Origin of the sequence: Microbacterium hominis (genome assembly GCF_013282805.1) — a bacterium.
Lineage (GTDB): Bacteria > Actinomycetota > Actinomycetes > Actinomycetales > Microbacteriaceae > Microbacterium > Microbacterium hominis_B.
The window spans coordinates 3,006,630-3,027,904 of record NZ_CP054038.1; the positions used below are offsets into that span (position 1 = coordinate 3,006,630).

The 21,275-nt window shown below is 72.9% G+C and carries 18 protein-coding genes; 14 read left to right on the top strand and 4 right to left on the bottom strand.

Going from position 1 to position 21,275, the window contains the following annotated elements:
- Positions 1 to 76 precede the first annotated feature (76 nt).
- Genes HQM25_RS13610 through HQM25_RS13635 form a run of 6 tightly spaced genes read left to right on the top strand, consistent with a single transcriptional unit; the run spans position 77 to position 6,907 of the window.
- A complete protein-coding gene (locus tag HQM25_RS13610) occupies positions 77 to 1,804 on the top strand; it encodes a fatty acyl-AMP ligase (protein ID WP_172990727.1) in 1,728 nt (575 codons plus the stop codon).
- Complete coding sequence (locus HQM25_RS13615; RefSeq protein WP_172990728.1) at positions 1,801 to 3,570, top strand: acyl-CoA dehydrogenase family protein; 1,770 nt, start codon at positions 1,801 to 1,803, stop codon at positions 3,568 to 3,570. The genes HQM25_RS13610 and HQM25_RS13615 overlap by 4 nt, the downstream gene beginning before the upstream one ends.
- Positions 3,567 to 4,694: an acyl-CoA dehydrogenase family protein gene (locus HQM25_RS13620; protein ID WP_172990729.1), complete on the top strand. Its 1,128-nt coding sequence runs from the start codon at positions 3,567 to 3,569 to the stop codon at positions 4,692 to 4,694. Before HQM25_RS13615 ends, HQM25_RS13620 begins: the two co-directional genes overlap by 4 nt.
- 47 nt (positions 4,695 to 4,741) lie before the next feature.
- On the top strand, positions 4,742 to 4,996 hold the full coding sequence (locus HQM25_RS13625) for an acyl carrier protein (RefSeq protein ID WP_172990730.1): 255 nt from the start codon (positions 4,742 to 4,744) through the stop codon (positions 4,994 to 4,996).
- The gene (locus tag HQM25_RS13630; protein WP_172990731.1) at positions 4,983 to 5,570 is read left to right on the top strand and encodes a 4'-phosphopantetheinyl transferase family protein; all 588 of its coding nucleotides are present in this window, start codon (positions 4,983 to 4,985) and stop codon (positions 5,568 to 5,570) included. The genes HQM25_RS13625 and HQM25_RS13630 overlap by 14 nt, the downstream gene beginning before the upstream one ends.
- A gap of 26 nt (positions 5,571 to 5,596) precedes the next feature.
- The gene (locus HQM25_RS13635) at positions 5,597 to 6,907 is read left to right on the top strand and encodes a UDP-glucose dehydrogenase family protein (RefSeq protein ID WP_172990732.1); all 1,311 of its coding nucleotides are present in this window, start codon (positions 5,597 to 5,599) and stop codon (positions 6,905 to 6,907) included.
- Positions 6,908 to 6,948: 41 nt separating this feature from the next.
- Here HQM25_RS13635 and HQM25_RS13640 read toward each other — a convergent pair whose 3' ends face one another.
- Positions 6,949 to 9,858: a cell wall-binding repeat-containing protein gene (locus HQM25_RS13640; RefSeq protein ID WP_172990733.1), complete on the bottom strand. Its 2,910-nt coding sequence runs from the start codon at positions 9,856 to 9,858 to the stop codon at positions 6,949 to 6,951.
- A 103-nt stretch (positions 9,859 to 9,961) separates the two neighbouring features.
- Between HQM25_RS13640 and HQM25_RS13645 the strand changes: the two genes are divergently transcribed.
- The 3 genes from HQM25_RS13645 to HQM25_RS13655 all read left to right on the top strand — a co-directional run bounded on the left by HQM25_RS13645 (position 9,962) and on the right by HQM25_RS13655 (position 12,429).
- Positions 9,962 to 10,804: a hypothetical protein gene (locus HQM25_RS13645; RefSeq protein WP_172990734.1), complete on the top strand. Its 843-nt coding sequence runs from the start codon at positions 9,962 to 9,964 to the stop codon at positions 10,802 to 10,804.
- An 11-nt stretch (positions 10,805 to 10,815) separates the two neighbouring features.
- On the top strand, positions 10,816 to 11,286 hold the full coding sequence (locus tag HQM25_RS13650; protein WP_172990735.1) for an RrF2 family transcriptional regulator: 471 nt from the start codon (positions 10,816 to 10,818) through the stop codon (positions 11,284 to 11,286).
- Between the two features lie 162 nt (positions 11,287 to 11,448).
- Positions 11,449 to 12,429: a sulfite exporter TauE/SafE family protein gene (locus tag HQM25_RS13655; RefSeq protein ID WP_172990736.1), complete on the top strand. Its 981-nt coding sequence runs from the start codon at positions 11,449 to 11,451 to the stop codon at positions 12,427 to 12,429.
- Between the two features lie 254 nt (positions 12,430 to 12,683).
- Here the strand turns inward: HQM25_RS13655 and HQM25_RS13660 are convergent, their stop codons facing one another.
- Positions 12,684 to 13,781 carry a heparan-alpha-glucosaminide N-acetyltransferase domain-containing protein gene (locus HQM25_RS13660; RefSeq protein ID WP_172990737.1) on the bottom strand — a complete coding sequence of 366 codons (1,098 nt, stop codon included), beginning with the start codon at positions 13,779 to 13,781 and terminating at the stop codon, positions 12,684 to 12,686.
- 37 nt (positions 13,782 to 13,818) lie between these two features.
- Complete coding sequence (locus HQM25_RS13665; protein WP_172990738.1) at positions 13,819 to 14,301, bottom strand: VanZ family protein; 483 nt, start codon at positions 14,299 to 14,301, stop codon at positions 13,819 to 13,821.
- Positions 14,302 to 14,398: 97 nt separating this feature from the next.
- Here HQM25_RS13665 and HQM25_RS13670 point away from each other — a divergent pair, with 97 nt between their 5' ends.
- Together HQM25_RS13670 and HQM25_RS13675 are read left to right on the top strand one after the other, a co-directional pair.
- The gene (locus HQM25_RS13670) at positions 14,399 to 15,313 is read left to right on the top strand and encodes a nucleotidyltransferase family protein (RefSeq protein ID WP_172990739.1); all 915 of its coding nucleotides are present in this window, start codon (positions 14,399 to 14,401) and stop codon (positions 15,311 to 15,313) included.
- Between the two features lie 133 nt (positions 15,314 to 15,446).
- Positions 15,447 to 15,890, top strand: coding sequence for a hypothetical protein (locus HQM25_RS13675; RefSeq protein WP_172990740.1), 444 nt, complete (start codon positions 15,447 to 15,449; stop codon positions 15,888 to 15,890).
- Here HQM25_RS13675 and HQM25_RS13680 read toward each other — a convergent pair.
- Positions 15,887 to 17,248: a PqqD family protein gene (locus HQM25_RS13680; protein ID WP_172990741.1), complete on the bottom strand. Its 1,362-nt coding sequence runs from the start codon at positions 17,246 to 17,248 to the stop codon at positions 15,887 to 15,889. The genes HQM25_RS13675 and HQM25_RS13680 overlap by 4 nt on opposite strands.
- Positions 17,249 to 17,287: 39 nt before the next feature.
- On the opposite strand from HQM25_RS13680, the gene HQM25_RS13685 reads away from it, so the two are divergent.
- The 3 genes from HQM25_RS13685 to HQM25_RS13695 are packed head-to-tail and all read left to right on the top strand — an operon-like array spanning position 17,288 to position 21,274.
- Complete coding sequence (locus tag HQM25_RS13685) at positions 17,288 to 18,721, top strand: polysaccharide biosynthesis tyrosine autokinase (protein ID WP_172990742.1); 1,434 nt, start codon at positions 17,288 to 17,290, stop codon at positions 18,719 to 18,721.
- A gap of 26 nt (positions 18,722 to 18,747) precedes the next feature.
- Positions 18,748 to 19,440 carry a signal peptidase I gene (gene lepB, locus HQM25_RS13690; protein ID WP_172990743.1) on the top strand — a complete coding sequence of 231 codons (693 nt, stop codon included), beginning with the start codon at positions 18,748 to 18,750 and terminating at the stop codon, positions 19,438 to 19,440.
- A 46-nt stretch (positions 19,441 to 19,486) separates the two neighbouring features.
- Positions 19,487 to 21,274 carry a DUF4012 domain-containing protein gene (locus HQM25_RS13695; protein ID WP_254359350.1) on the top strand — a complete coding sequence of 596 codons (1,788 nt, stop codon included), beginning with the start codon at positions 19,487 to 19,489 and terminating at the stop codon, positions 21,272 to 21,274.
- Position 21,275: the final 1 nt, after the last annotated feature.

A 21,275-nucleotide genomic window follows, 5' to 3' on the forward strand; every position in this document is an offset into this window, starting at 1 on the left:
CGCGGCGCGTCGACCGGGGGGCGGTTCGGCGGGTGGCACGCGCTGGGGAAGCGTCAGGGCCGAGGGGAGTCCGCCGATGTCCGAACTCGTGAGTTCACCGTTCGTCGCGCAGCTGCGCCGCGCTCTGGCCGATGCCGGAGGTCGCGGCATCCGCTTCTACACGGGCCCGACCGCGTTCGAGGAGATCTCGTACGCCCAATTGGATGCCGATGCCCGCGCCCGTGCGCTCGACCTGGCGGATTCGGGCCTGACCCCGGGGGATGTCGCGCTGCTGGCCTTCGAGCCGGGACTGCCGTTCGTGCGGGCGCTGCTGGGCTGCCTGTACGCGGGCCTTGTGGCCGCCCCCGTGCCGGTGACGGCGATGCGCAACGCCGAGGCGGTGCGCCAGCGCCTGTTCGCGATCTCGCACGACGCCGACGCGAAGATCGTGCTGACGGCACCCGGGGCGCTCGACGCCCTCGGCATCGGCGACGACGACATGGTGGCCGAGGCGGCTGTGGCGTTCGTCGACGGCCCATCCGAGGCCGACCCGCAGCGGTGGCAGGCGCCGCCGATCGGAGCCGACGCGCTCGCGATCCTGCAGTACACGTCGGGGTCGACGGGGCTTCCCAAGGGCGTGATGGTCTCGCACGGCAACCTGCTCGCGAACCAGCACGCGATCGGCGACATCGTCGGCATCACCGCCGACAGCGTCGCGGTCGGGTGGCTCCCGCACTACCACGACATGGGGCTCATCGGACTGATCCTGCAGCCCCTGTTCGCGGGGGCGGCGCTCTACATGACCTCGCCCTCGCAGTTCCTCCGGCGACCCGTGCAATGGCTGCGGATGATCAGCGAGCATCGCGCGACCCACACGGTCGGACCCGACTTCGCGTTCGCGCTGTGCAGCCGCATCGTCACCGACGAGCAGCTGGCCGAGCTCGACCTGTCGAGCCTGTCGACGGTCATCACCGGGGCGGAGCCCGTGCGCATCCAGACCCTCGACGAGTTCGCCGCCCGCTTCGCGGCGGCGGGCTTCCGCGGCGAGGCGTTCGTCCCGGCGTTCGGCATGGCCGAGACGACGCTCCTCATCACCGCGCACCGCGACACCGCGCCGCCGCGTGCGGTGGTCGCGAGCGCCGACGCCCTCGAGCGCGACGCGATCGTGGCGGCCGAGGGCGGCGAGCGCTCGCTCGCCCTGGTCTCGTGCGGGCGTCCCGGTCGCGGCATGGAGGTCGTGATCGTCGACCCGGCCACCGCGACGCCGCTGCCCGACGGCCGCATCGGCGAGATCTGGGCGCGCGGCACGAGCGTCGCGCAGGGGTATTGGCGACGCCCCGACGAGACGCGCGCGGAGTTCCACGCGACGCTCGTCGGCGACGACGGCCCGCCCTACCTGCGCACCGGCGACCTCGGCGCCCTCGTCGACGGCGAGCTGATCATCACCGGGCGCCTCAAGGACCTCATCATCATCCGCGGGCGCAACATCTACCCGCAGGATCTCGAGCTGTCCGCCGCGGGCCTGCTCACCCCCGGCTGCCTCAGCGCCGCGTTCGAGCTGCCCGGCTCCTCGCCCGAGATCGGCCTGGTCGCCGAGGTCGATCCGGGGCTCAGCGACGAGGACCTCGGCATCATCACGGCGAGCGTGCGCCGCCGGGTGAGCGAGGAGTTCAGCCTGCCGAGCATGGGCATCGCGCTCATCCGCAAGGGCACTCTGCCCCGCACGACCAGCGGCAAGGTGCAGCGCGCGCTGACCCGCAGACTCCTCACCGAGCAGCGGCTCGCGCTCATGCGGGCCGAAGGCTTCGACGCGGTGCCGGCGTGACCGGCACCAGCGACGACGTGAGAGTGGATGCCGCGCCCGCAGCGCCGGGAGCGGCATCCACTCACCTCTCGGCGGTGCGCGACTTCGACCGCTTCCTCGGCGACCCGCGCGAGGCGGGCGCGGTCGTCTCCACGGTGCGCTCGCTCGAGCTCGACGAGCGGTCCGCGTTCCCCGCGGAGGAGATCGCGGCGGTCGACCGGTTCGGGCTGCAGCGCTGGTACGTCCCGGCCGCGCACGGGGGGCGGCTCACCGATGCGCTGGAGCCGCTGCTGATGATCCGCCATCTCGCGCGACGCGACTTCACGGTCGCGGCCGTGCACGGCAAGACCTTCCTCGGCGCGATCTGCGCGTGGGTGGCGGGCGGCGAGACCACCGGTCGCATGGCCGAGCTCGCCGGTTCCGGCGCGCCCGTGTCGTGGGGGCTGACCGAGCGCGGGCGCGGGTCCGACCTGTCGCGGTCGACGACCGCCGCTGCGGTCGGAGATGCGCGCGTGCGCGTCGACGGAGGCAAGTGGCCGATCAACAACGCGGTGCGCTGCCGCGCGATGACCGTGCTCGCCCGCACCGACGACAGGCCGGGCCCCCGGTCGCTGTCGCTCGTGCTCGTCGACAAGCACGAGGCCGACTCCGCCACGATCTCGTACGAACCCAAGGTGCGCGCGCATGGCCTCCGCGGCGCGAACCTCGCCGGCATCCGGTTCGAGGGCACGGTCGTCGGCCGATCGTCCGTGATCGGTCCCGTGGGGCATGGCCTGGAGATCGTGCTCAAGAGCCTGCAGCTGACGCGCCCGTTCACCACGGCGCTGTCGATGGGCGCCGCCGATCAGGCACTGGCGATCGCTCTCGAGACCGCGGCGACCGAACGCGTCGGCGGCCGCCCGCTCGCCGACCTGCCCATCGCGCGACGCGCGCTCGCCGATGCCGTCGCCGACGCGCTGCTGACGGAGATCCTCATGTTCACGGGCGTGCGCTGCGCCCACGCGGCGCCGGACGAGATGGCGCTCGTGAGCGCGCTGGTGAAGTTCCTCGGCCCGGACACCACCGATCTGCTCTTCCGTGATCTGTCGCGCTTCCTCGGCGCGCGGGCCCAGGTCGTAGGCCTCGCCGGCGTCGACGAGATCGAGCCGGCGCTCGCCGGCGCCTTCCAGAAGGCCGCCCGCGACAGTCGTGTCGTCGGCATCTTCGACGGCAACTCGGTCGTGAACCTCAACATGATCGTGAACGAGATCCCGAACCTGCTGCGCCCGGCCGATCCGCCTGTGCTCGACGAGGTGCTCGCGCTGCTGCGCCCCGAGGTCCGGTTCGACGCGCTGCCGACGGGCTCCCTGCGCCTGGTCACCCGGCAGGGCTCACGGCTGCTGCGCGCGCTGCCGCAGCTGGTGGATGCCGCCGCCGGGGCCGGTGCGCCGCTCGAGGTGCTCGCACCGGCGCGGTTCGTCGCCGCCGAGTACGCGGCGGCGCTCGCGCAGGCGGACGGGCTGCCGCGGCAGTCGCAGCCCGACCCCCTCGCCTTCCACCTGGCGGAGCGGATCGCCCTCGCCTTCGGCGGCGCGAGCGCGCTCGCGTTCTGGCTCGCCCGCCGGGGCGCTGTGCCGGCGCCGCTCGGCGTCGACGACGCATGGATCGCCGCTGTGCTGCAGCGCGTCGCCCAGCGGCTGGGCGGACCGGCCGTCGACCCCGACATCGCCGACGCGGTCACCGGCGCCGCGCTGCGCGTCTCCGGCCCCGTGACGGTGCTGCCCTCGTGGATCGGGGCGGCGGCATGATCACGATCCCGGTCCCCTCGGCACGCGTCGTGCCCGTGATCTCCGGCGCCGCCGATCTCCGCACCTCGGGGGCCGCTGCTGCGGCAGCGGCTGCGCGCCCGGACGGCAGTCTCGACCCGGCCCGCCTCGCCGCCGCCCTGCGTCCGGTGTTCGCCCGCGATGCCGCCGCCGGGGTGGGCGCGACGTGGGTGGCGCTCGCCGGCGGATCCCCGGCGGGCGATCTCGTCGTGACCTCGGGTCTGCGCGAAGGCTCGTTCGCCACCGATGCGGCCCCAGACCACGCCGATCCGCGCCTGCTCGCCCTCACGCGCGCCGTCGTTCCGGCGGCCGCGATCGGCGCCGTCGAGACCGCCGTCGCCGCGTCCGTCGCGTACGCGCGAGCACGCCGGCTCTACGGCGGGTGCGTGCTCGACATCCCGCACGCCCGCGCCCTGCTCGCCGCGGCGGTCGCCGATCTCAGGGCCGCCGACGCGCTGAGCGCCGCGGCCCTGCACGAGGTGGATGCCGCGGGCCCGGCATCCACCGCCTCGGCCGCTCTCGCGGGGCACCTGGTCCCCGTGCTGCTGGCCGACGCGGTGCAGCAGCTGTCGGTGCTCGCCGGCTCCACCTTCTACGCCCGCATCGAGCCGTTCCCGGTGATCGAGAAGATCGTGCGCGACATCGCGGCGCTTCCGCTGCTCGTGCCGGGGCTGGGCGCCGCGCTCGTCGATGCGCTCCCGGCGCTCCCGGCGTGGTCGGGAACGACCGTGCTCGACGACCCGGCCGTGCGCGCCGCGATCGACCGCGACGCGCCGCGCGCCGGGCCGCTCGTTGCGGAGCTCGCCGCGGCCGGAGAGGTGCAGCGCGGGATCGCGCACGACCTCGATCGGGCGGCTCTCGGCCTCGACGCTCCTGCGGCCACGTACGACCTCGCTCTGCGCGTGGCGGTCCTCACCGCCGCCGACGCCGCGGCCGCCGCGTGGTCGGCGGCGCGCGGGCGCCCGGGGCCCGCGGGCGATCCGCTCGCGCTCGAAGCGGTGATGCGCCGCCTGCACGGTCGCCTCGTGCGGCGGCATCCCCCCCTCCCGGCCGCCGTCGTCGCGCGCCTCGTCGAACACGCCGAAGCCCTCGCCGACTCCTCCTGATCCGACTGCTCCCGATCCGACGAACCGACCCGACGAAAGGAACCGCCATGCCCGCACAGCTGGTCGCCACCGAGGTGGAGGAATGGCTCACCGGACGCGTCCTCGCCTACGGAAAGGTCGCCGCCGACAGCTTCACCGTCGACACCCCGCTCACCGAGCTGGGGCTGGACTCCGTCTACGCCCTCACCCTGTGCGGAGACATCGAAGACGAGTTCGAGCTCGAGGTGGACCCCACGATCGTGTGGGACTACCCCACGATCCGCGAGCTCGCCGAGGGGATCTCGCAGCTTGCCGCCGAGTGATCTGGCGCCGGCCGGCGTGCGGCTGCGGGTCGGCTCGGTCGCGCGCGACCCGGGCACCGAGGCGCGCGCGTGGGTGCGCGAGCTCGTCACCGAGCTCGGCGCGCCCTGGCGCGGATTCGCCGAGGTCCCGCGCGGGACGAAGCCGCTCCTGGCCGACGGTCCGCCCGGCTGGGACATCGGCATCGCGCACTCCGGCCCGTGGGTCGTCGCGGGCGTGGCCCAGAGCGGCCGGCTCGGCGTCGACATCGAGGCGGTCGCGCCCGTGTTCGATCAGCCGGCGCTCGTGCGACGGCTGTGCAGCCCGGCCGAGCGGGAGACGATCGACCGGATGGATGCCGCCACCCGGCGCATCCGGCTCACCCGGCTGTGGACGATCAAGGAATCGTTCGCGAAGGCGCTCGGGGTCGGTCTCGCCCTCGACTTCACGACCATCGAAGCGGACACGCTCGGTGAACAATCGGGGCTGAGGTCCGTGCGCACGGCGTCGCTCGACGGCGGCCGTGTCATGATCGCAGTCACCTGGGTCGACGATGCCCCCCTCTCGATGCCGATCCGCATGCGCGCGGCGGCATAGGCTGAAGATTCTGGGAAGGGGATCGAATGCGTCTGTCTGTCATCGGCTGCGGGTATCTGGGGGCGGTTCATGCCGCGGCGATGGCGTCGATCGGCCACGAGGTGGTCGGGATCGATGTCGACACCCGCAAGGTCGAGTCGCTGTCACGGGGTGAGGCGCCGTTCTTCGAGCCCGGGCTGACCGAGATCCTCACCGAGGGCATCGCGTCGGGCCGGCTCACGTTCACCACCGACATGGCCGCCGCCCGCGGCGCGCGGGTGCACTTCGTGGGCGTGGGAACACCCCAGGTCAAAGACGGCTACGCCGCCGACCTCACCTACGTGAACGCCGCCGTCGACGGGCTGATCCCGTACCTGTCCGCAGGCGACGTCGTCGCCGGCAAGTCCACCGTCCCCGTCGGCACCGCCGCGACGCTCGCCGAGCGGGTCACCCCGACGGGGGCGACCCTGGTGTGGAACCCCGAGTTCCTCCGCGAAGGCTGGGCCGTGCAGGACACCATCGACCCCGACCGACTGGTGGCCGGCGTGCCCGCCGGCGACGAGGGCGACCGCGCCGCCGCGGTGCTGCGGGAGGTGTACCACACCGCCGTCGCCAAGGACACGCCGTTCATCGTCACCGACTACGCCACCGCCGAGCTGGTCAAGGTCGCCGCAAACGCGTTCCTGGCCACGAAGATCTCGTTCATCAACGCGATGGCCGAGATCGCCGAGGTCACCGGCGCCGACGTCACCCAGCTCGCCGACGCGATCGGCCACGACGCCCGCATCGGCCGCCGGTTCCTCGGCGCCGGCATCGGGTTCGGCGGCGGCTGCCTGCCCAAGGACATCCGCGCCTTCTCCGCCCGCGCCGAAGAGCTCGGCCGCGGCGAATCGGTCTCGTTCCTGCGCGAGGTCGACGCGATCAACCTCCGCCGCCGCGACCGCGCCGTCGAACTGGTCGTCAACGCCCTCGGCGGATCCGTGTTCAAGAAGAACGTCACGGTGCTCGGCGCCGCGTTCAAACCCCACTCCGACGACATCCGCGACTCCCCCGCCCTCGACGTCGCCGTGCGCCTGCATGGCCTCGGCGCCTGGGTCACCATCACCGACCCCGAAGCCCTCGACAACGCCGAACGCCTCCACCCCCAGCTCAACTACGTACGCGACCGCGACGAAGCCCTCCGCGGCGCCGACGCCGTCATCGTCGTCACCGAATGGGACGAATACCGCCGCGAACTCTCCCCCGCCCACGCCGCCACGCTGGCCACCGGCCGCATCGTCGTCGACGGACGCAACTGCCTCGACGCCGCCGCCTGGCGCGACGCCGGCTGGGACTACTTCGGCATGGGCCGCCCCTAGCGTCACCGCGAAGGAGGCCGGCCTCCCGAACCGTCAGGCCGTCAGCACTTCGTGAGCGCCGCGACCTGCGGTCCCACCACCCCCGTGCCGCCGACGAGCGACACCGAGGGCACACCGAGCCGTCCGACGTGGGCGGCGACCTGCGGCGGAACACAGGTCGTGCGCACGACGAACAGCGGCGACCCGTCGGCACCCGCCACCGCCGCGGCCGACAGGGCGTCGGGGAAGTCCAGCCCGGTCGCCCAGTAGTGCCGCGCGAGCGGCGCGTTCGGGAACGCCTGCTCGTTGATGGCCGCACTCGTCTCGAAGCGCGATGCGCCGAAGATCCGCGTCGTCGGCGCGATGGTGTTCAGCGCCGAGGCGATGCCGCTGCTCACCACCGCCGTACCACCGACCACGATGATGCGCGTGGGCGCCAGCGAGACGAGCGTCGCGCGGGTCGCGGCATCCAGGCTCGAGGCGGTGCCGGGCACGAGCACGACTGCGCCGTCCTGCGCCCCGGCGGCCGCGCCCGCCGACAGTGCGTCGGGGTAATTGGCGCCCGTCGTGACGTACACCGTGCCCGCGCCGCCGCCGAAGGCGCCGGCGATCACCGCGCGGGCGGTGCCGTAGCGATCCGCGCCCGCGCGGCGCACGAAGCTCGCGCCCGGCACGCGTGCGCGCACCTGCGCGACCACCGCCGTGCTCACGGCTCCGGTGCCGCCGACGACGACGACGCGGCTCGGCGCCAGCTGCGCGATGCGCGTGAGCACGGCCGCGGGCACCGTGCCCGTGGAGGGCACCAGCAGCAGCGGGCCGCCCTGCGCGACGGCCGCGGGTGCGGCGGCGAGCGCGTCGGGGTAGTTCGCCCCCGTGGCGAGGTACACGACGGGTGCGGTAGTGGGGTATGCCCGCCGCGACACCGCGATCGCGGTGTCGTAGCGCGTGGCCCCGGAGAGCCGGTCGACGGCGGGTCCGCTGATCGCCACCCCACGGGACTGGGTCTGCGCGGGGGTCGTGCCCGAGCGGCGCGCGGTAGCTCGCACCACGATCGTGCGGCCGATGTCGGCCGTGCCGACCACGTACGTCGACGAGGTCGCGCCGGCGATCGCGACGCCGTTGCGCAGCCACTGATACGTGACCGTGCTCGCGGTGGGTGCCCACGCGGTCGCCCCCGCACCCGACGCCGTGAGGGTCGCGCCCCAGTGCGCCGTGCCGGTGATGGTCGGCGTTGCCCGCGTGGCGAAGTCGGGCAGCGCGTCGTCGAGGGTCACCTCGACGACCGCCTGCGTCGGTGACGTCGAGACCACGCGCACATTCACCGCGGAGTTGTAGCTCGAGAACGTCTCGCCGGCGCCGTACCACTGTGCACGCACCGGCGCCTCGCCCGTGATGAGGTGCTGGATCACCGTGGCGTAGCCGATGGCGAGGCCGTCGTCGTAGAACCGCTGCACGCGCACGCCGGGTCCGTACTCGAGCGTGCCCATCTCCGCCTGCCACTGCGCGTAGAGGCTCGCGGCATCGCCGCCGGTTCCCGAGCGGTATTCGATGAAGACGTGCTCGCCCGTGCGCGGGTCGACGGCCCGCACGCCCCGCACGCCGCTGGTCGCCGATGCCGGAGAGAGCGTGACCGTGCGCGTGGTGCCGTCGATGACGTTGAGCGTCGGCATCGTCGCGCTCGTCGGCAGGGCGTCGATGCGCGACTTCTGCGCGACCGAGAGGGCCGCGGGGTTGCTCAGCGTCGAGAGCACGCGATCTCCGGTGGCCCCGTCGATGACGGCGAAGCCGCCGCCCATCACGTCGTAGCGGTCCGCGTACTCGCGGTCGGAGCACGTCGGGTTCGACGGAACGCCGAAGGTCGCGTCGTAGGCGCTGTCGATCGTGGGGGCCGTGCATTCGCGCGCGTTCGAGTGGGGCAGGCTGATGTTGTGTCCGAACTCGTGGAAGAGGGGCTGATCCCACTCTGCGGTCGAGCCGACCTCGGCCGTGGACCACATGAGGCCGCCGTCGTGCACGGTGAGCCCGTACGTGCCGAGTCCCAAACCGATCCCGCACAGCGACGCCGGCACCAGCACCACCAGGTGCGACGCGGTCTGGCCGTTCCAGTACGAGGGCTCCGTGCGGCCGAACACCCCCGCGCCGTAGGTCCAGGTCGCCTCCGGATCGCAGATGCTCGCCACCTGGGCGGTCGTGGGGGTGCGCACCTGCACGCTCGTGCGCACCGCGATCTGCGAGATCTGACCGTTCGACTGAGTCGTCCAGAAGGAGTTGAGGCGGCCGATCGCGGCCGTGATGTCGGACGTCGGCGGCGCCGCCGTCCCCGCCTGCGTCAGCCACAGCACGTCGACCGTGTGCGGTCGCGGCGTCAGCGCGCGGAGGGCGGGAGGCGCCGACGGGTCGGCACCGCCATCGGGCGCCGCCTCGACCGGCGTGCTGAGCGTGGCATCCACCACCTCGAGCACGGCATCCTGCGAGGCCGCCTCGGCAGCGACGAGTTCTGCGGTGGCGGCGGCATCGAGCGTGAGCCCGCGATCCACCACCTGATCGGCGACCCCCGACGCCACCGGCGCCGGAACCGAGACGGTGGCCGTGACGCGGGTGCCGCTGGCGGCGTCGTCGAACGCGCGCACGGCGCTCGCGTCGAGCACGACCCGGGCGCCGTCGTCGGTGAACAGCGTCACGGCGGGGACGTCCGGGATGTCGGACGGCGTCGTGACGGTCAACGACCCGTCGGCAGCCCGCACCGCCTCGGTCGCGGGCGCCTCGACGGGAACCACGCGCAGGAGGCCCGACACCTCGACCGTCGCGGGCGGCCGGGGATCCGACGGCCCGACGCCGTCGTCGGGCACCGCGGCGAGAGCCGATGGCGCGGCGACGACCAGCGAGACGGCCAGCGCCAGCGCGCCCACCGCCGCGATGGCACGTCGAATGGATCGGGCCGGCGCGGCCGGCTCGTGCGTGGCGTTCCCCATGACGCTCCTCATCAGCGAGATGGCTACAGAGTAGAGCCCGCGGGGGACATCGCACGAGCGTCGGTTCGCCGCGATGTCATCGGCCGTCACTAAGGTGGCGATCATGACCGCCGCCGTGCTCTCGACCACCGCCGAGCGCACCTACCGCTATCTGCGCCTCGGTCTCGCGGCCACCGTCGTCGTGATCGTCGTGGCGATCGTGGTCGCGTCGGCCCAGGTCGGCGTGCTGCCGAGCGTGAGCCACTACTACTACAGCCCCGCGCGCGACGCGTTCGTCGGCGCGCTGGTGGCGGCATCCCTCGCCCTGTTCGCCCTCTCCGGTCGCGGGCCGCAGCGCGCGCTGCTCGACGCGGCCGCGCTGTTCGCGCCGCTGATCGCGGTCGTTCCGGCGACCGTGGTGGCCGGTCAGGTGCCCGGTGTGGGCGACGGGTGCGACTCGCCGTGTCTGCCCGGAACGACGGGGGTGGATGCCGACACCTCGGTCGCCGTGTACCTCGTCGTGTCGGTGCTGATCCTCGCCGCGGGGGTCGCCGTGCTCGTGCGCTCCCGCGACCTCGACCGCCGGGGCCTCACCGGATCGCTCCTGGCCGCCACCGCGATCGTGGCGGCGATCGGGCTGTGGTGGGCGCTCGATCGTGCGTCTTTCCACCTGTACGCGCACGTGGTCGTGACCACGGCGTTCTTCGCGCTGTTCGCCGCGGCACCCCTCGTGCTCGCCATCTCTCCGGGCCAGTCCGCCTCCCGGGGACTGCGCATCGGCTACCTCGTGGTGGCGGGGCTGCTGGTCGTCACCGGCATCGTGTACCTGGTCGTGACCGTCAGCGGCGTGTCGACGACGATCCCCGTCGTGCTCGTGTGCGAACTCGTCGCGCTGGCGCTGTTCCTCATGTTCTGGGTGCTGCAGACCGTGCAGAATTGGAGCGATCCCGACCCGACCCTGATCTGAGGACCACCGTCATGCGCATCTCGGCCCGCGCCGACTACGCCGTCCGTGCGGCGGTGTTCCTCGCGCGCACCGCGCAGGGAGGTGGCGACGAGCGCGTGGCCGGCGAGCGCATCGCCGCCGAGGAGGGGATTCCGCCGACGTTCCTCGAGGGCATCCTCTCGGCTCTGCGCAAGGCGGACATCGTCGACAGCCGTCGGGGTGCCGGCGGCGGGTACCGCCTGGCCGCGCCGGCCGCCGAGATCTCGGTGGCGGATGTGATCCGCGCGGTCGACGGCCCCCTGGTGTTCGTGCGCGGCGAGCGCCCGAGCGAGCTGGAGTACCCCGTCGCCGACGCGCACCTGGTCACCCTGTGGGTGGCGCTGCGCGCGAGCGTGCGCAGCGTGCTCGACGAGACGTCGCTCGAGGCCCTGGCCACCGGATCGCTGCCCCCGCAGGTGCGCGCCCTCGCCGACGACCCGTCGTCGTGGGTCAGCGGCCCCTGACCCTTCGTCTCCGTCGCTACGCTCCCTCGCTCAGGGACCACCCGCCGACACATTGCGTCACGTTCGTTGCGCGGCATCCCCCACCCGTGATTGATTACCGACCAATCCAGTCGGAATTCATTCCCGACCGAAATGGTCGGAATCACTCACGGAAGGCCTGCCATGCAGACTCTTGTGCTCCTCGCCCTCGTCGGCCTCGGCGCTCAGCTCGTCGACGGAGCGCTCGGCATGGCCTACGGCGTGACGTCCACGACGCTGCTGCTGGCGATCGGCGCGAACCCGGCAGCCGCGAGCGCGTCGGTGCACCTGGCCGAGATCGGCACCACCCTCGCTTCGGGCGTCTCGCACTGGCGGTTCGGCAACGTCGACTGGAAGGTCGTGCTGCGCATCGGCATCCCGGGCGCCGTCGGCGCGTTCCTCGGCGCGACGGTGCTCTCGGCCCTCTCCACCGACATCGCCAAGCCGGTCATGAGCGTCATCCTGCTGGCGCTCGGCATCTACATCCTCATCCGCTTCACGTTCCGGTCGCTGCCGAAGGTGAACGGCGCGAAGCCGCTGCGCCTGCGCTTCCTCGCCCCGGTCGGCCTCATCGGCGGGTTCCTCGACGCGACCGGCGGCGGCGGATGGGGCCCGGTCGGCACCCCCGCCCTCCTCGCCAGCGGACGCATCGAGCCCCGCAAGGTCATCGGCTCGATCGACACCAGCGAGTTCCTCATCGCGGTCTCGGCGTCGCTCGGCTTCCTCATCGGCCTCGGCTCCGGCGGCTTCGACCTCACCTGGGTGGGCGCGCTGCTGCTCGGCGGACTCATCGCCGCACCGATCGCGGCGTGGCTCGTGCGCAAGCTCCCCGCGCGCCTGCTCGGCTCGCTCGTCGGCGGCATCATCGTGTTCACCAACGCCCGCACCCTGCTGCTCCAGTGGGACACCACCGGCGCCGTCACCGGATGGGTGCTCGCCGCGATCGCCGCGATCTGGGTCGCCGCCGTCGCGATCTCGTGGCGCGCGTACCGCCACGAGAAGGCGCTCGAGCACGCCGCCGCCTCGGCCGCGGATCTGCCGGCCGAGGCACAGCCCGCGTCCGGCGCGCCCGCCGAGCCCGCGCCCGCCGAGCCCGCCCTGGAGAACGTGCCGCCCCGCCCCTGACCCGAGAAACCGAGTGGATGCCGCGGCCCCGCGCCGCGGCATCCACTCGTCTTCTCACCCGCCGGGCGGGCGGCCGCCGCTTTCATGGGGCACCTCCTGCGGGAACGCACCACGCCACGCCGCACCAACCGCCCCACGAACAACCCCACCCGCCCGCACCCAACGCTCATGGGGCACCTCCTGCGGAAACGCACCACGCCACGCCGCACCAACCGCCCCACGAACAACCCCACCCCACCGGGCAGGGCGCAGTCTCAGCGCGCGGCGCCGGGGCGGGGCTTGGGTCGGCCGGTGAGCCAGCCCATCCCCCACTCGATCGGCCCCGTGCCGACGAAGCGCCACCACAGCCAGGCGACCAGCACCATGCCGGGCACGATGACGAGCCACTCCCACACGTGGTTCTCGTCGGGGAAGACGCGTCCGCCGATGAGCGCCAGCACGCCCACGTGCAGCACGTAGATGCTCAGGGCCAGCGCCCCGAGGGCGCGCAGCGGCACGAAGACCGCATCGATCACCCGCCGCGCTCCGGCCGCGCGCACCTCGGCCAGCAGCACGACCCCCACATAGGTCACGAGCACGAGTCCGAGATCGTGCAGGGTGTCGACGTACGACCCCGACGCGATCACTTCCACGCCGAACACCCCCTGCACCACCGGCTGAACCGCGTAGGCGAGCGGGGCGATCGCCAGCAGCATCCACAGCAGCCCGTCGCGGCGCAGCCCGTGGCGCAGCAGGAGGGCACCCAGCAGGAAGAAGGGCAGCAGGTTCGTCAGGCGGTAGCTCCCACCCACCGATGTCCACATCGCCAGCTGCGGGAGGAACCCCGTCGGATCGGAGAACACCCACATGAGCCACTGACGCGACCCGTCGTTGATCGGCTGGCTCAGCACCGCCATGGCGATCGCGATCGCGGCGACCCAGCGGGTCGAGAGCAGCAGGATCGGCGCTCCGACGATCAGCAGGAGCCCCAGGTACGACAGCACGACCGCGACCCACGACCCCCACTCGGTGAGGATCAGCCCCAGCAGGATCAGCACGGCGCCGCGCGTGAACTGCTGCACGAGCATGACGAATCGGCGATCCGTCGCGGTGCGCTGCACGACGAGCTGGGCCGACATCCCCATCACGAGGGCGAACAGCGGCGACGCGAGGTCGTTGATGTTGCCGGAGACGAACAGCATCCACGCCGGGAGGTCGGGCAGGAACGGCGCCGCATGCGCGATGAGCATCGCCAGCAGCGCCGTGCCGCGCAGCACGTCGGGCACGACCAGGCGGGCCCCGCCCACGGCCCCGCGCTCACGGTGCGCGTCCCGGGCGACAGACGACGGCACGGACTCCGGCTCGACGCTCACGGCCCCATCCTGCCGCACCGGTCACGCCCGCGGCACGTCAGAGAGTGGATGCCGCGCCCGGCGGCTCGCCGACGTCGCGACGACTCCGCCGCTCGATCGCCCACACCGCCGCCACGCCGATCGTCGCCCCGAGCACGTTCGCGACCACGTCGCTGACGGCCGGAGTGCGCGCCGACAGCAGGATCGCCTGCCCGCTCTCGATCAGCACCGTGACGCCGAACGCGATGGGCACCACCCATCGTCGATGGGCCGGCAGCACCAGCGACAGGAGCGCCCCCAGGGGCACGAACAGCACGACGTTCGCGGTGAACTCGATCACGCGGTAGGTGAACCACGGCACGGCGCGCGTGACGGCGAGCAGCAGCTCGCCGGCCCCGCTGTCAACGGGCACGGGCCAGAACGCCACGAGCGCGAGCGCCGTGAGATACAGGCCGAGCCACCAGCGCGCGTCACGCGCGGCATCCCCGATCCTCGACGGGCTCAGCGACGGCGGCCGCCGCAGCGATTCCTCAGCACTCATCGGGCCTCCCTCGTCGGGCGCCGCGACGTTGCACGCGCAGGTGTGAGTGCGAGGCTACTCCACCGCCCCTCCGGGGCGCACGGTTACGCTGAAACCCGTGACCGCTCCCTCGACCGTGCTCCAGCTGAGCGAGGCGGTCGATCTCGGACACGCGTGGGTGCAGCGCCTGGCCGATGACCGCGGCATCCGCGTGCTGTTCATCAAGGGGCCCTCCCTCCACCGGCAGGGCCTGCGTCCGGCGCGCGTGTCGGGCGACGTCGATGTGCTCGTCGACCCGGAGCGCTTCGCGGAGTTCTGCACGGCGGTGCTCGACAGCGGCTGGACCGAGCGCGACGGCAACCTCATCAGCACCCTCACGACGCTGCACTCGATGACCTTCGTGCGCAAGGACTGGCCGTGCGATATCGACGCGCATTCCTTCTTTCCGGGGTTCCTCGCCCCGCCCGCCACGGTGTTCGCGCACCTGTGGGAACGGCGCACCTCGATGCCGTTCGCGCACGTGCCCTGCGCGGCGGCCGACCGGGTGGCCGGCGTGCTGATCCTCGCCCTGCACTCCCTGCGCAGCACCGCGACCCAGTCCCGCCACGCCGACGAGCTCGCCCAGCTGCGGGCCCTCGCCCTGACCGAGCAGGAGCGGATGGATGCCGCGGCCCTCGCGCTCGCGACGGGCAGCGCCTCGACCCTGGAGACGGTGTGGCCGCTGCTGGGCGTCGAGGTCGCGCCGCCCCCGTCGGAGCGCGACTCCGAGGAGCTGCGCGCGTGGCGCGAGCGCGTGGACTCGGGATCCCACGGCGCCTACTTCTGGTTCGTCGCCCTCCGCAAGGCGGGGTGGCGGCGACGTGTCGCGATCCTCGGTCGGGCGCTCTGGCCGACCCGCCACGATCTCCTCGTCACCCGTCCCGAGGTCGTCGACACGTTCGCCGGCCGCACGCGCGGGCGGCTGCAGCGCTTCGGCCGCGGCATCCGCTCTCTGCCGCGTGCGATCCGCACGCTCGTGCGTCACCGGAGATGAAACATTCGCGTGACACGGACCTGCTAGGGTAAGCCAGCGCCTCACCCGAGGGCGCCGTCCGCACGCTCCACGCGGCGATCATCCGAGTGACGGAACTGGGGAAGTTCGGTCACCCGAGCAGTTTGGGGAAACTGTGACCTTCGACGAGCCCGCCGCCACGCCCGACTCGACCGTCGACCGCCGACAGCTTCTGAAGGTCGGCGCCTGGGCCGCACCCGTCGTGGTGCTCGCCGCCGCCGTGCCGGCAGCCACCGCGTCGACCAACACGCCGTTCAGCCCGACTGCCACCGGCACCGACACCGTCACTTTCAGCGGCACGATGGGCGCGGGCCAGTCCGGCACGTTGATCGCCGTGCTGAAGGTGACAGGGCAGCATGACAAGCAGTCGTCGTGGTCAGACCGCAAGGCGGGCGACCAGTCCCAGACCAATACCCAGCAGGTGACCAGCGGCTCGGCTGTGAGCTTCACATTCCCGACCTACACGAAGCACAACACCGGCTTCACGTATACGTGGACGCTGACCTTCACTCTTGAGGGCAACCCACTGCCAAACGCCACCCGCACGGGCACGTTCTAACCCGCCGCGACCAGCGCCCCGCGCTCCAGCGTGCGCAGGAATCCCCGCACGTCGTCCGCGACGTCCGCGGTCTCCACGTCCGCACGCTCGGCCACCCGCTGAATGAGGGTGTCCGCGTCGCACGCGCTGTCGGCGAGCGCCGTCCAGATGATCGCGGCCGACCCCTCCAGCGCCACGGGCGCGGCCGCCGGGTCCGCCAGCGCCAGCGCCACGACCCGCTCGCCCGATCCGGTCCACGCGACGTCGTCGCGGATGCGCCAGAGCGGCGAGCGGCGCAGCACGCCTTCCGCGACGAGCCCGTCGACCGCCGACGCGACGGCGGTCGTGGCATCCACTCCCTCGGGCTCCCCGTGCGCGGCGACGGCGACGGTGACGAGATCGTCGAGCGCGACTCCGTCGGCCGCCCGCCACAGCGCGGGACCCAGCCCCGCAAGCACCCGCACCGTGCCGTGGCCGTGGCCGTCGACGTGAAGGAGCGCAAGCCGATCCGGGTCTTCGAGAGCGAGCGCATCACGTGCGCGCACGCGGCAGATTCCGTCGCCGACCAGCCCCGCCGCCAACGGCTCAGCCGCCCCTGCGGCCACCGCCTCCTGCGGCGCCGCGAGCAGACCCTCGACCACCGGCACCAGCTCCGCCGCTTCGCGATACGTCACGCGCACCACCCCGCCCACGGCCGACACGAGCGCGGCGATCGTCTGCAGCGGCCGCTCCAGGTCGGCGAGGTAGCTCGTCTGCGCGACGAGGTCTCCGAGGGCATCGCCGAGATCGACGGGCGAGACCACGGCGCCGTCCTCGTCGTCGCGCCGATCGAGGAGTACGACGGCCGCGAGCGTCAGCGACGCGGCAGGCAGCGCCCGAAGCCCGAGCTCCGACGGCGCGCGCTGCACCTTCGGCTCCCCGGCGTGCTCGATGATCGACAGCGGCTTGCGGTACGCCCGCACCGAGCCTTCGAGCCCGACCGCCACCGTCTCGTCCGACACGTAGCCGTACGAACCGCCCAGCACGCGCGCCGCCGTCGTCTTGCCGCGCCCCGACGGTCCCACGAGCGCGACGACTCGACCGTCGTCCGACGCCACCCCGGTGGCATGCAGCATCCACGCCTGCCCGCGCGCCGCCTCGATCGCGGCGAGGGTCACCGCCATCGAGAGCTCCGAGAGCATCGTGGCGCGATCCAGGTCGCCCTGCGCGTGCACGACGGGCGCGGCATCCACCGGCTCCACCGGCTCCGCCGGCTCCACGACCGGCACGAGCGCGTCGCGCCACGCCTCACGCACGGCGAGGACACCGGCCGCATCGAGCGCACTCACGTCGATCCGCACCTCGTACCCGAGGGCCGCGACCAGCACACTCTCGGACACAGCAGGTAGTGTACGGGGGACTTGGGGAACAGGGGATTCATGGAACTGCGCGACTACGTGCGCATCCTTCGCGCGCATTGGCTGGGCATCGTGCTGCTCACTCTCCTCGGCGTCGCGGTGGCATGGGGATGGAGCGCGGTGCAGCCGCGCGTCTACACGGCCGAGACGAGCGGCATCGTGCGCGCCGCCTCCGCCGGCAGCGACACCGGCTCCTCGCTCGTGGGCGACCAGCTCGCCCGCGCGAAGGTCACGTCGTACATCGACATGGGCTCGTGGCGCTCGGTCGCCGAGTACGCCATCGCCGACCTCGGGCTCGACACCACCCCCGAGGCGCTGGTGAACCGCGTGGATGTGTCCAACCCGCTCGACACGGTCATCATCCACGTCTCCGCCGATGCCGGCTCCCCCGAGGAGGCGCGCGATCTCGCCGAGTCGTGGATGCGCGGCATGGTCGCCCAGATCGACGCGGTCGAGGGCGACGGCACCGAGGGGTCGGCCGCGGTCACCCTCGTGCCCGGAGACTCCGCGCGCCTGCCCACCGCCCCGTCGTCTCCCAACGTGCGCCTCTCGCTCGCCCTCGGCGGACTCGTCGGCCTCGCCCTCGGCGTCGGCTACGCGGTGATCCGCGCGGTCCTCGACCGGCGCGTGCGCGACCCGCGCGACATCGAGCGCGAGACGGGCGCATCGGTGGTCGGTCAGCTGCCGGTCGACAAGGACCTCGCGGGCGGGCGCCGTGTGCTCTCGTTCGGCCAGTCCGCCACCGGCACGAGTCCCATCGCCGAGGCGCTGCGGGAGCTGCGCACCAACCTGCAGTTCATGGATGTCGACAGCCCGCCGCGCACGATCGTCGTCACGAGCCCTCTGCCCGGCGACGGCAAGTCGACGCTCTCCTCGAATCTCGCGATGAGCCTCGCCGCCGCCGGCCAGCACGTCGTGCTGCTGGATGCCGACCTCCGGCGTCCCCGCATAGCCGAGGTCTTCGGGCTCCCCGAGGGCGCGGGCCTCACCGACATCCTCTCGGGGCGCGCCGAGATCACCGAGGTCGCCCACAACGTCGACGAGTCCGGCAACCTGGCCGTCATCACCGCCGGGCGCATCCCGCCCAACCCGAGCGAGGTGCTCGGCTCCAACCGCATGCGCGACCTGATCCGCAACCTCTCCTCCCACGCCCTGGTGATCATCGACTCGCCCCCGGTGCTGGCGGCCACCGATGCCGCGGTGCTCACCACCGGCGCCGACGGTGCGCTGATCGTGGTCACGTCGGGGCGCACGACCATCGATCAGCTCGATCAGGCTGTCGTGAACCTCTCCAAGGCCAACGGCCGCACGCTCGGCGTCGTGATGAACCGCGTGCCGCGCCGCGGCGCGGGCGCCGTCTATTACGGCTACCAGTACCAGGGCACTCCGGCCGCCTCCGCGGCACCGGCGAGCGCCGCCCCCGAGGCCGCCTCGCGCACGGCCGCACGCCGGTGACGGCCACGCCCGATCACACCGAGGCCGTGAGCCCCCGCCGACCGGTGTGGCGCAGGGTCACGGGCAGCGCGTGGTTCCATCTCTTCGCCGCGTTCGTGCTGGTCGGGCTCCTGCTCTCCTTCGTCGCGAAGCCCTTCTGGGTGCCGTCGAGCTCGATGGCCGACACGCTCGAGCCGGGCGATCGCATCCTCGTCAACCGCCTGGCGTACCTCGGCGACGGACCCCGCACGGGCGACGTCGTCGTGTTCGACGCCGACGACGCCTGGGGTGCCGGCCCCCCGACCCCGACCGACCCGGTGCGGGGCGCCCTGCGATGGCTCGGCGCGGTGACCGGCTTCGGGCCGTCCAGCGAGCACACGCTCGTGAAGCGGGTGATCGCCGGACCCGGCCAGACCGCCCGCTGCTGCAGTGACGCCGGCGCGGTCGTCGTCGACGGCGCCGAACTCGACGAGCCCTACATCACGAACGACTTCCCGTTCGATCCGGGCGTGCTCGACTGCACCACCTCGCCGCGATCGGCCCGCTGCTTCGACGAGGTGATCGTTCCCGACGATGAGTACCTCATGCTCGGCGACAACCGCTCCGGCTCCGCCGACTCGGCCTTCTCCTGCCGCACCGAGGGCAGCACCCCGGCGTGCTGGCGATGGGCCATCCGCGACGGGGTGATCGGCAAGGCCGTCGCGATCCTCTGGCCCATCGAGCGCTGGAACGGTCTGTGACGGGCCGGGCACCGGACGCTCAGGCGGATGCGCCTAAGGTGGACGGGTGACGGAATCGGCGACCACACGCCCCATGCGCATCGCGGGCATCGTGTTCGCGTCGCTGCTGGGCGTCGTGCTGGTCGCGGCGGTCGCCGCGGCGGCGTGGGTGGGGGTGCGCGGCTTCCTCGCCTACGGCCATCTGCTCGAAGCGCAGGACGCCGCCTTCGCCGTACGCGCCGACCTCACCGACCCCGCCGCAGCCTCGCAGGCGGTCGCCGAAATCTCCGCCGAGACCGCCGCCGCCCGAGAGCTGACGAGCGACCCCGTCTGGGGCTTCGCGGAGTCGCTCCCCTGGGTCGGACCGCAGCTGGGGGCCGTCGCGACCGTCTCGGCCGCACTCGACGATGTCGCCGGCAGCGCTCTCGACCCGCTCATCGAGGTCGCCTCGACCTTCGACATCGCCTCTCTCACTCCGCAGGGCGGCGGCATCGCCCTGGCCGGCTTCGTCGCCCTGCAGCAGCCGGCCGTCGCCGGCGCCCAGGGTATCGCCGCCGCGGCCGACGACCTGGCCGGCATCGACCGCGCACCGCTGGTCGCCCCGCTGCGCGCGGCGGTGGACGACGTGGCCGCGCTCCTCGACGAGACCGAGATCGCCACCGGGGCACTGGCCCGCACGACCGCGCTGCTCCCGTCGATGCTCGGCGCGGAGGGCGCCCGCAACTACCTCGTGCTGTTCCAGAACAACGCGGAATGGCGTTCCCTGGGCGGCATCCCCGGAGCCATGGCCATCATCCGCGCTGACGGCGGCGCACTGTCGATGACCGCCCAGGACAGCGCTGGCGACTTTCCCGACTACGGGAGCTCTGTGCTTCCACCCGACCCTGAGGTGGAATCCATCTACGGCCAACATCCAGGCAGATGGATGCAGAACGTCACCCAGGTGCCCGACTTCGCGACTTCGAGCCAGTTGGCCCGCGAGATGTGGTCGCGCAAGCACGGCGAGCAGGTCGACGGCGTAGTTGCTCTCGACCCTGTCGCGCTGTCGTACCTGCTCGTCGCGACGGGTCCGGTCACCCTCCCCACCGGTGACGTGCTCACGAGTGAGAACGCCGTTTCGCTCCTGCTGAACGACGTCTACAAGCGATATGAGCTTCCCGCTGCGCAGGATGCGTTCTTTGCCGGGGCTGCCGGCGCGGTGTTCAACGCGCTTTCGGGCGGGGGCATCGAACCCACCGCACTACTTACAGCCCTCGCCCGTGCCGGTGACGAGCACCGCCTCCTGCTGTGGAGCGCGCACGCCGAAGAGCAGGAGAGGCTCGCCGAGACCACGCTCGCCGGTGGCCTGCCCACCTCCGACGACGACGTCGCGCGCTTCGGCGTGTACGTCAACGACGGCACGGGCTCGAAGATGGACTACTACGGCGCCCTCTCGACCGACATCGCGTGGACCTCGTGCCAGGTGGGTGGCGAAGGCCGCGCCACCGGCGACGTGCAGCTCACCGTCACGGTCGCCAACAACGCGCCCGCCGATGCGGCTTCGCTTCCGAGGTATATAACTGGCGGCGGCGGATTCGGGGTGCCAGAGGGCACCGCGCGCACCGTCACGTACGTCTACCTCCCCGAAGGCTGGGAGCTCGTGGAGACGGTCAAGAGCGACGGCGGCGGCTTCGGCGGCGGCGTGCACGAGAACCGCCGGGTGGTCAGCTTCACCGTGGACCTCGCCCCCGGCGCCTCCGCGTTCGCCACGGTGACCGCCCGCGCGGTCGAGCCGTCCGCGGCGAGCGTGTCCACGGTGACGACGCCCACGCTCGCCGCGCAGGAAGACTTTGCCGCGACGTGCGCGGGGACGTAGG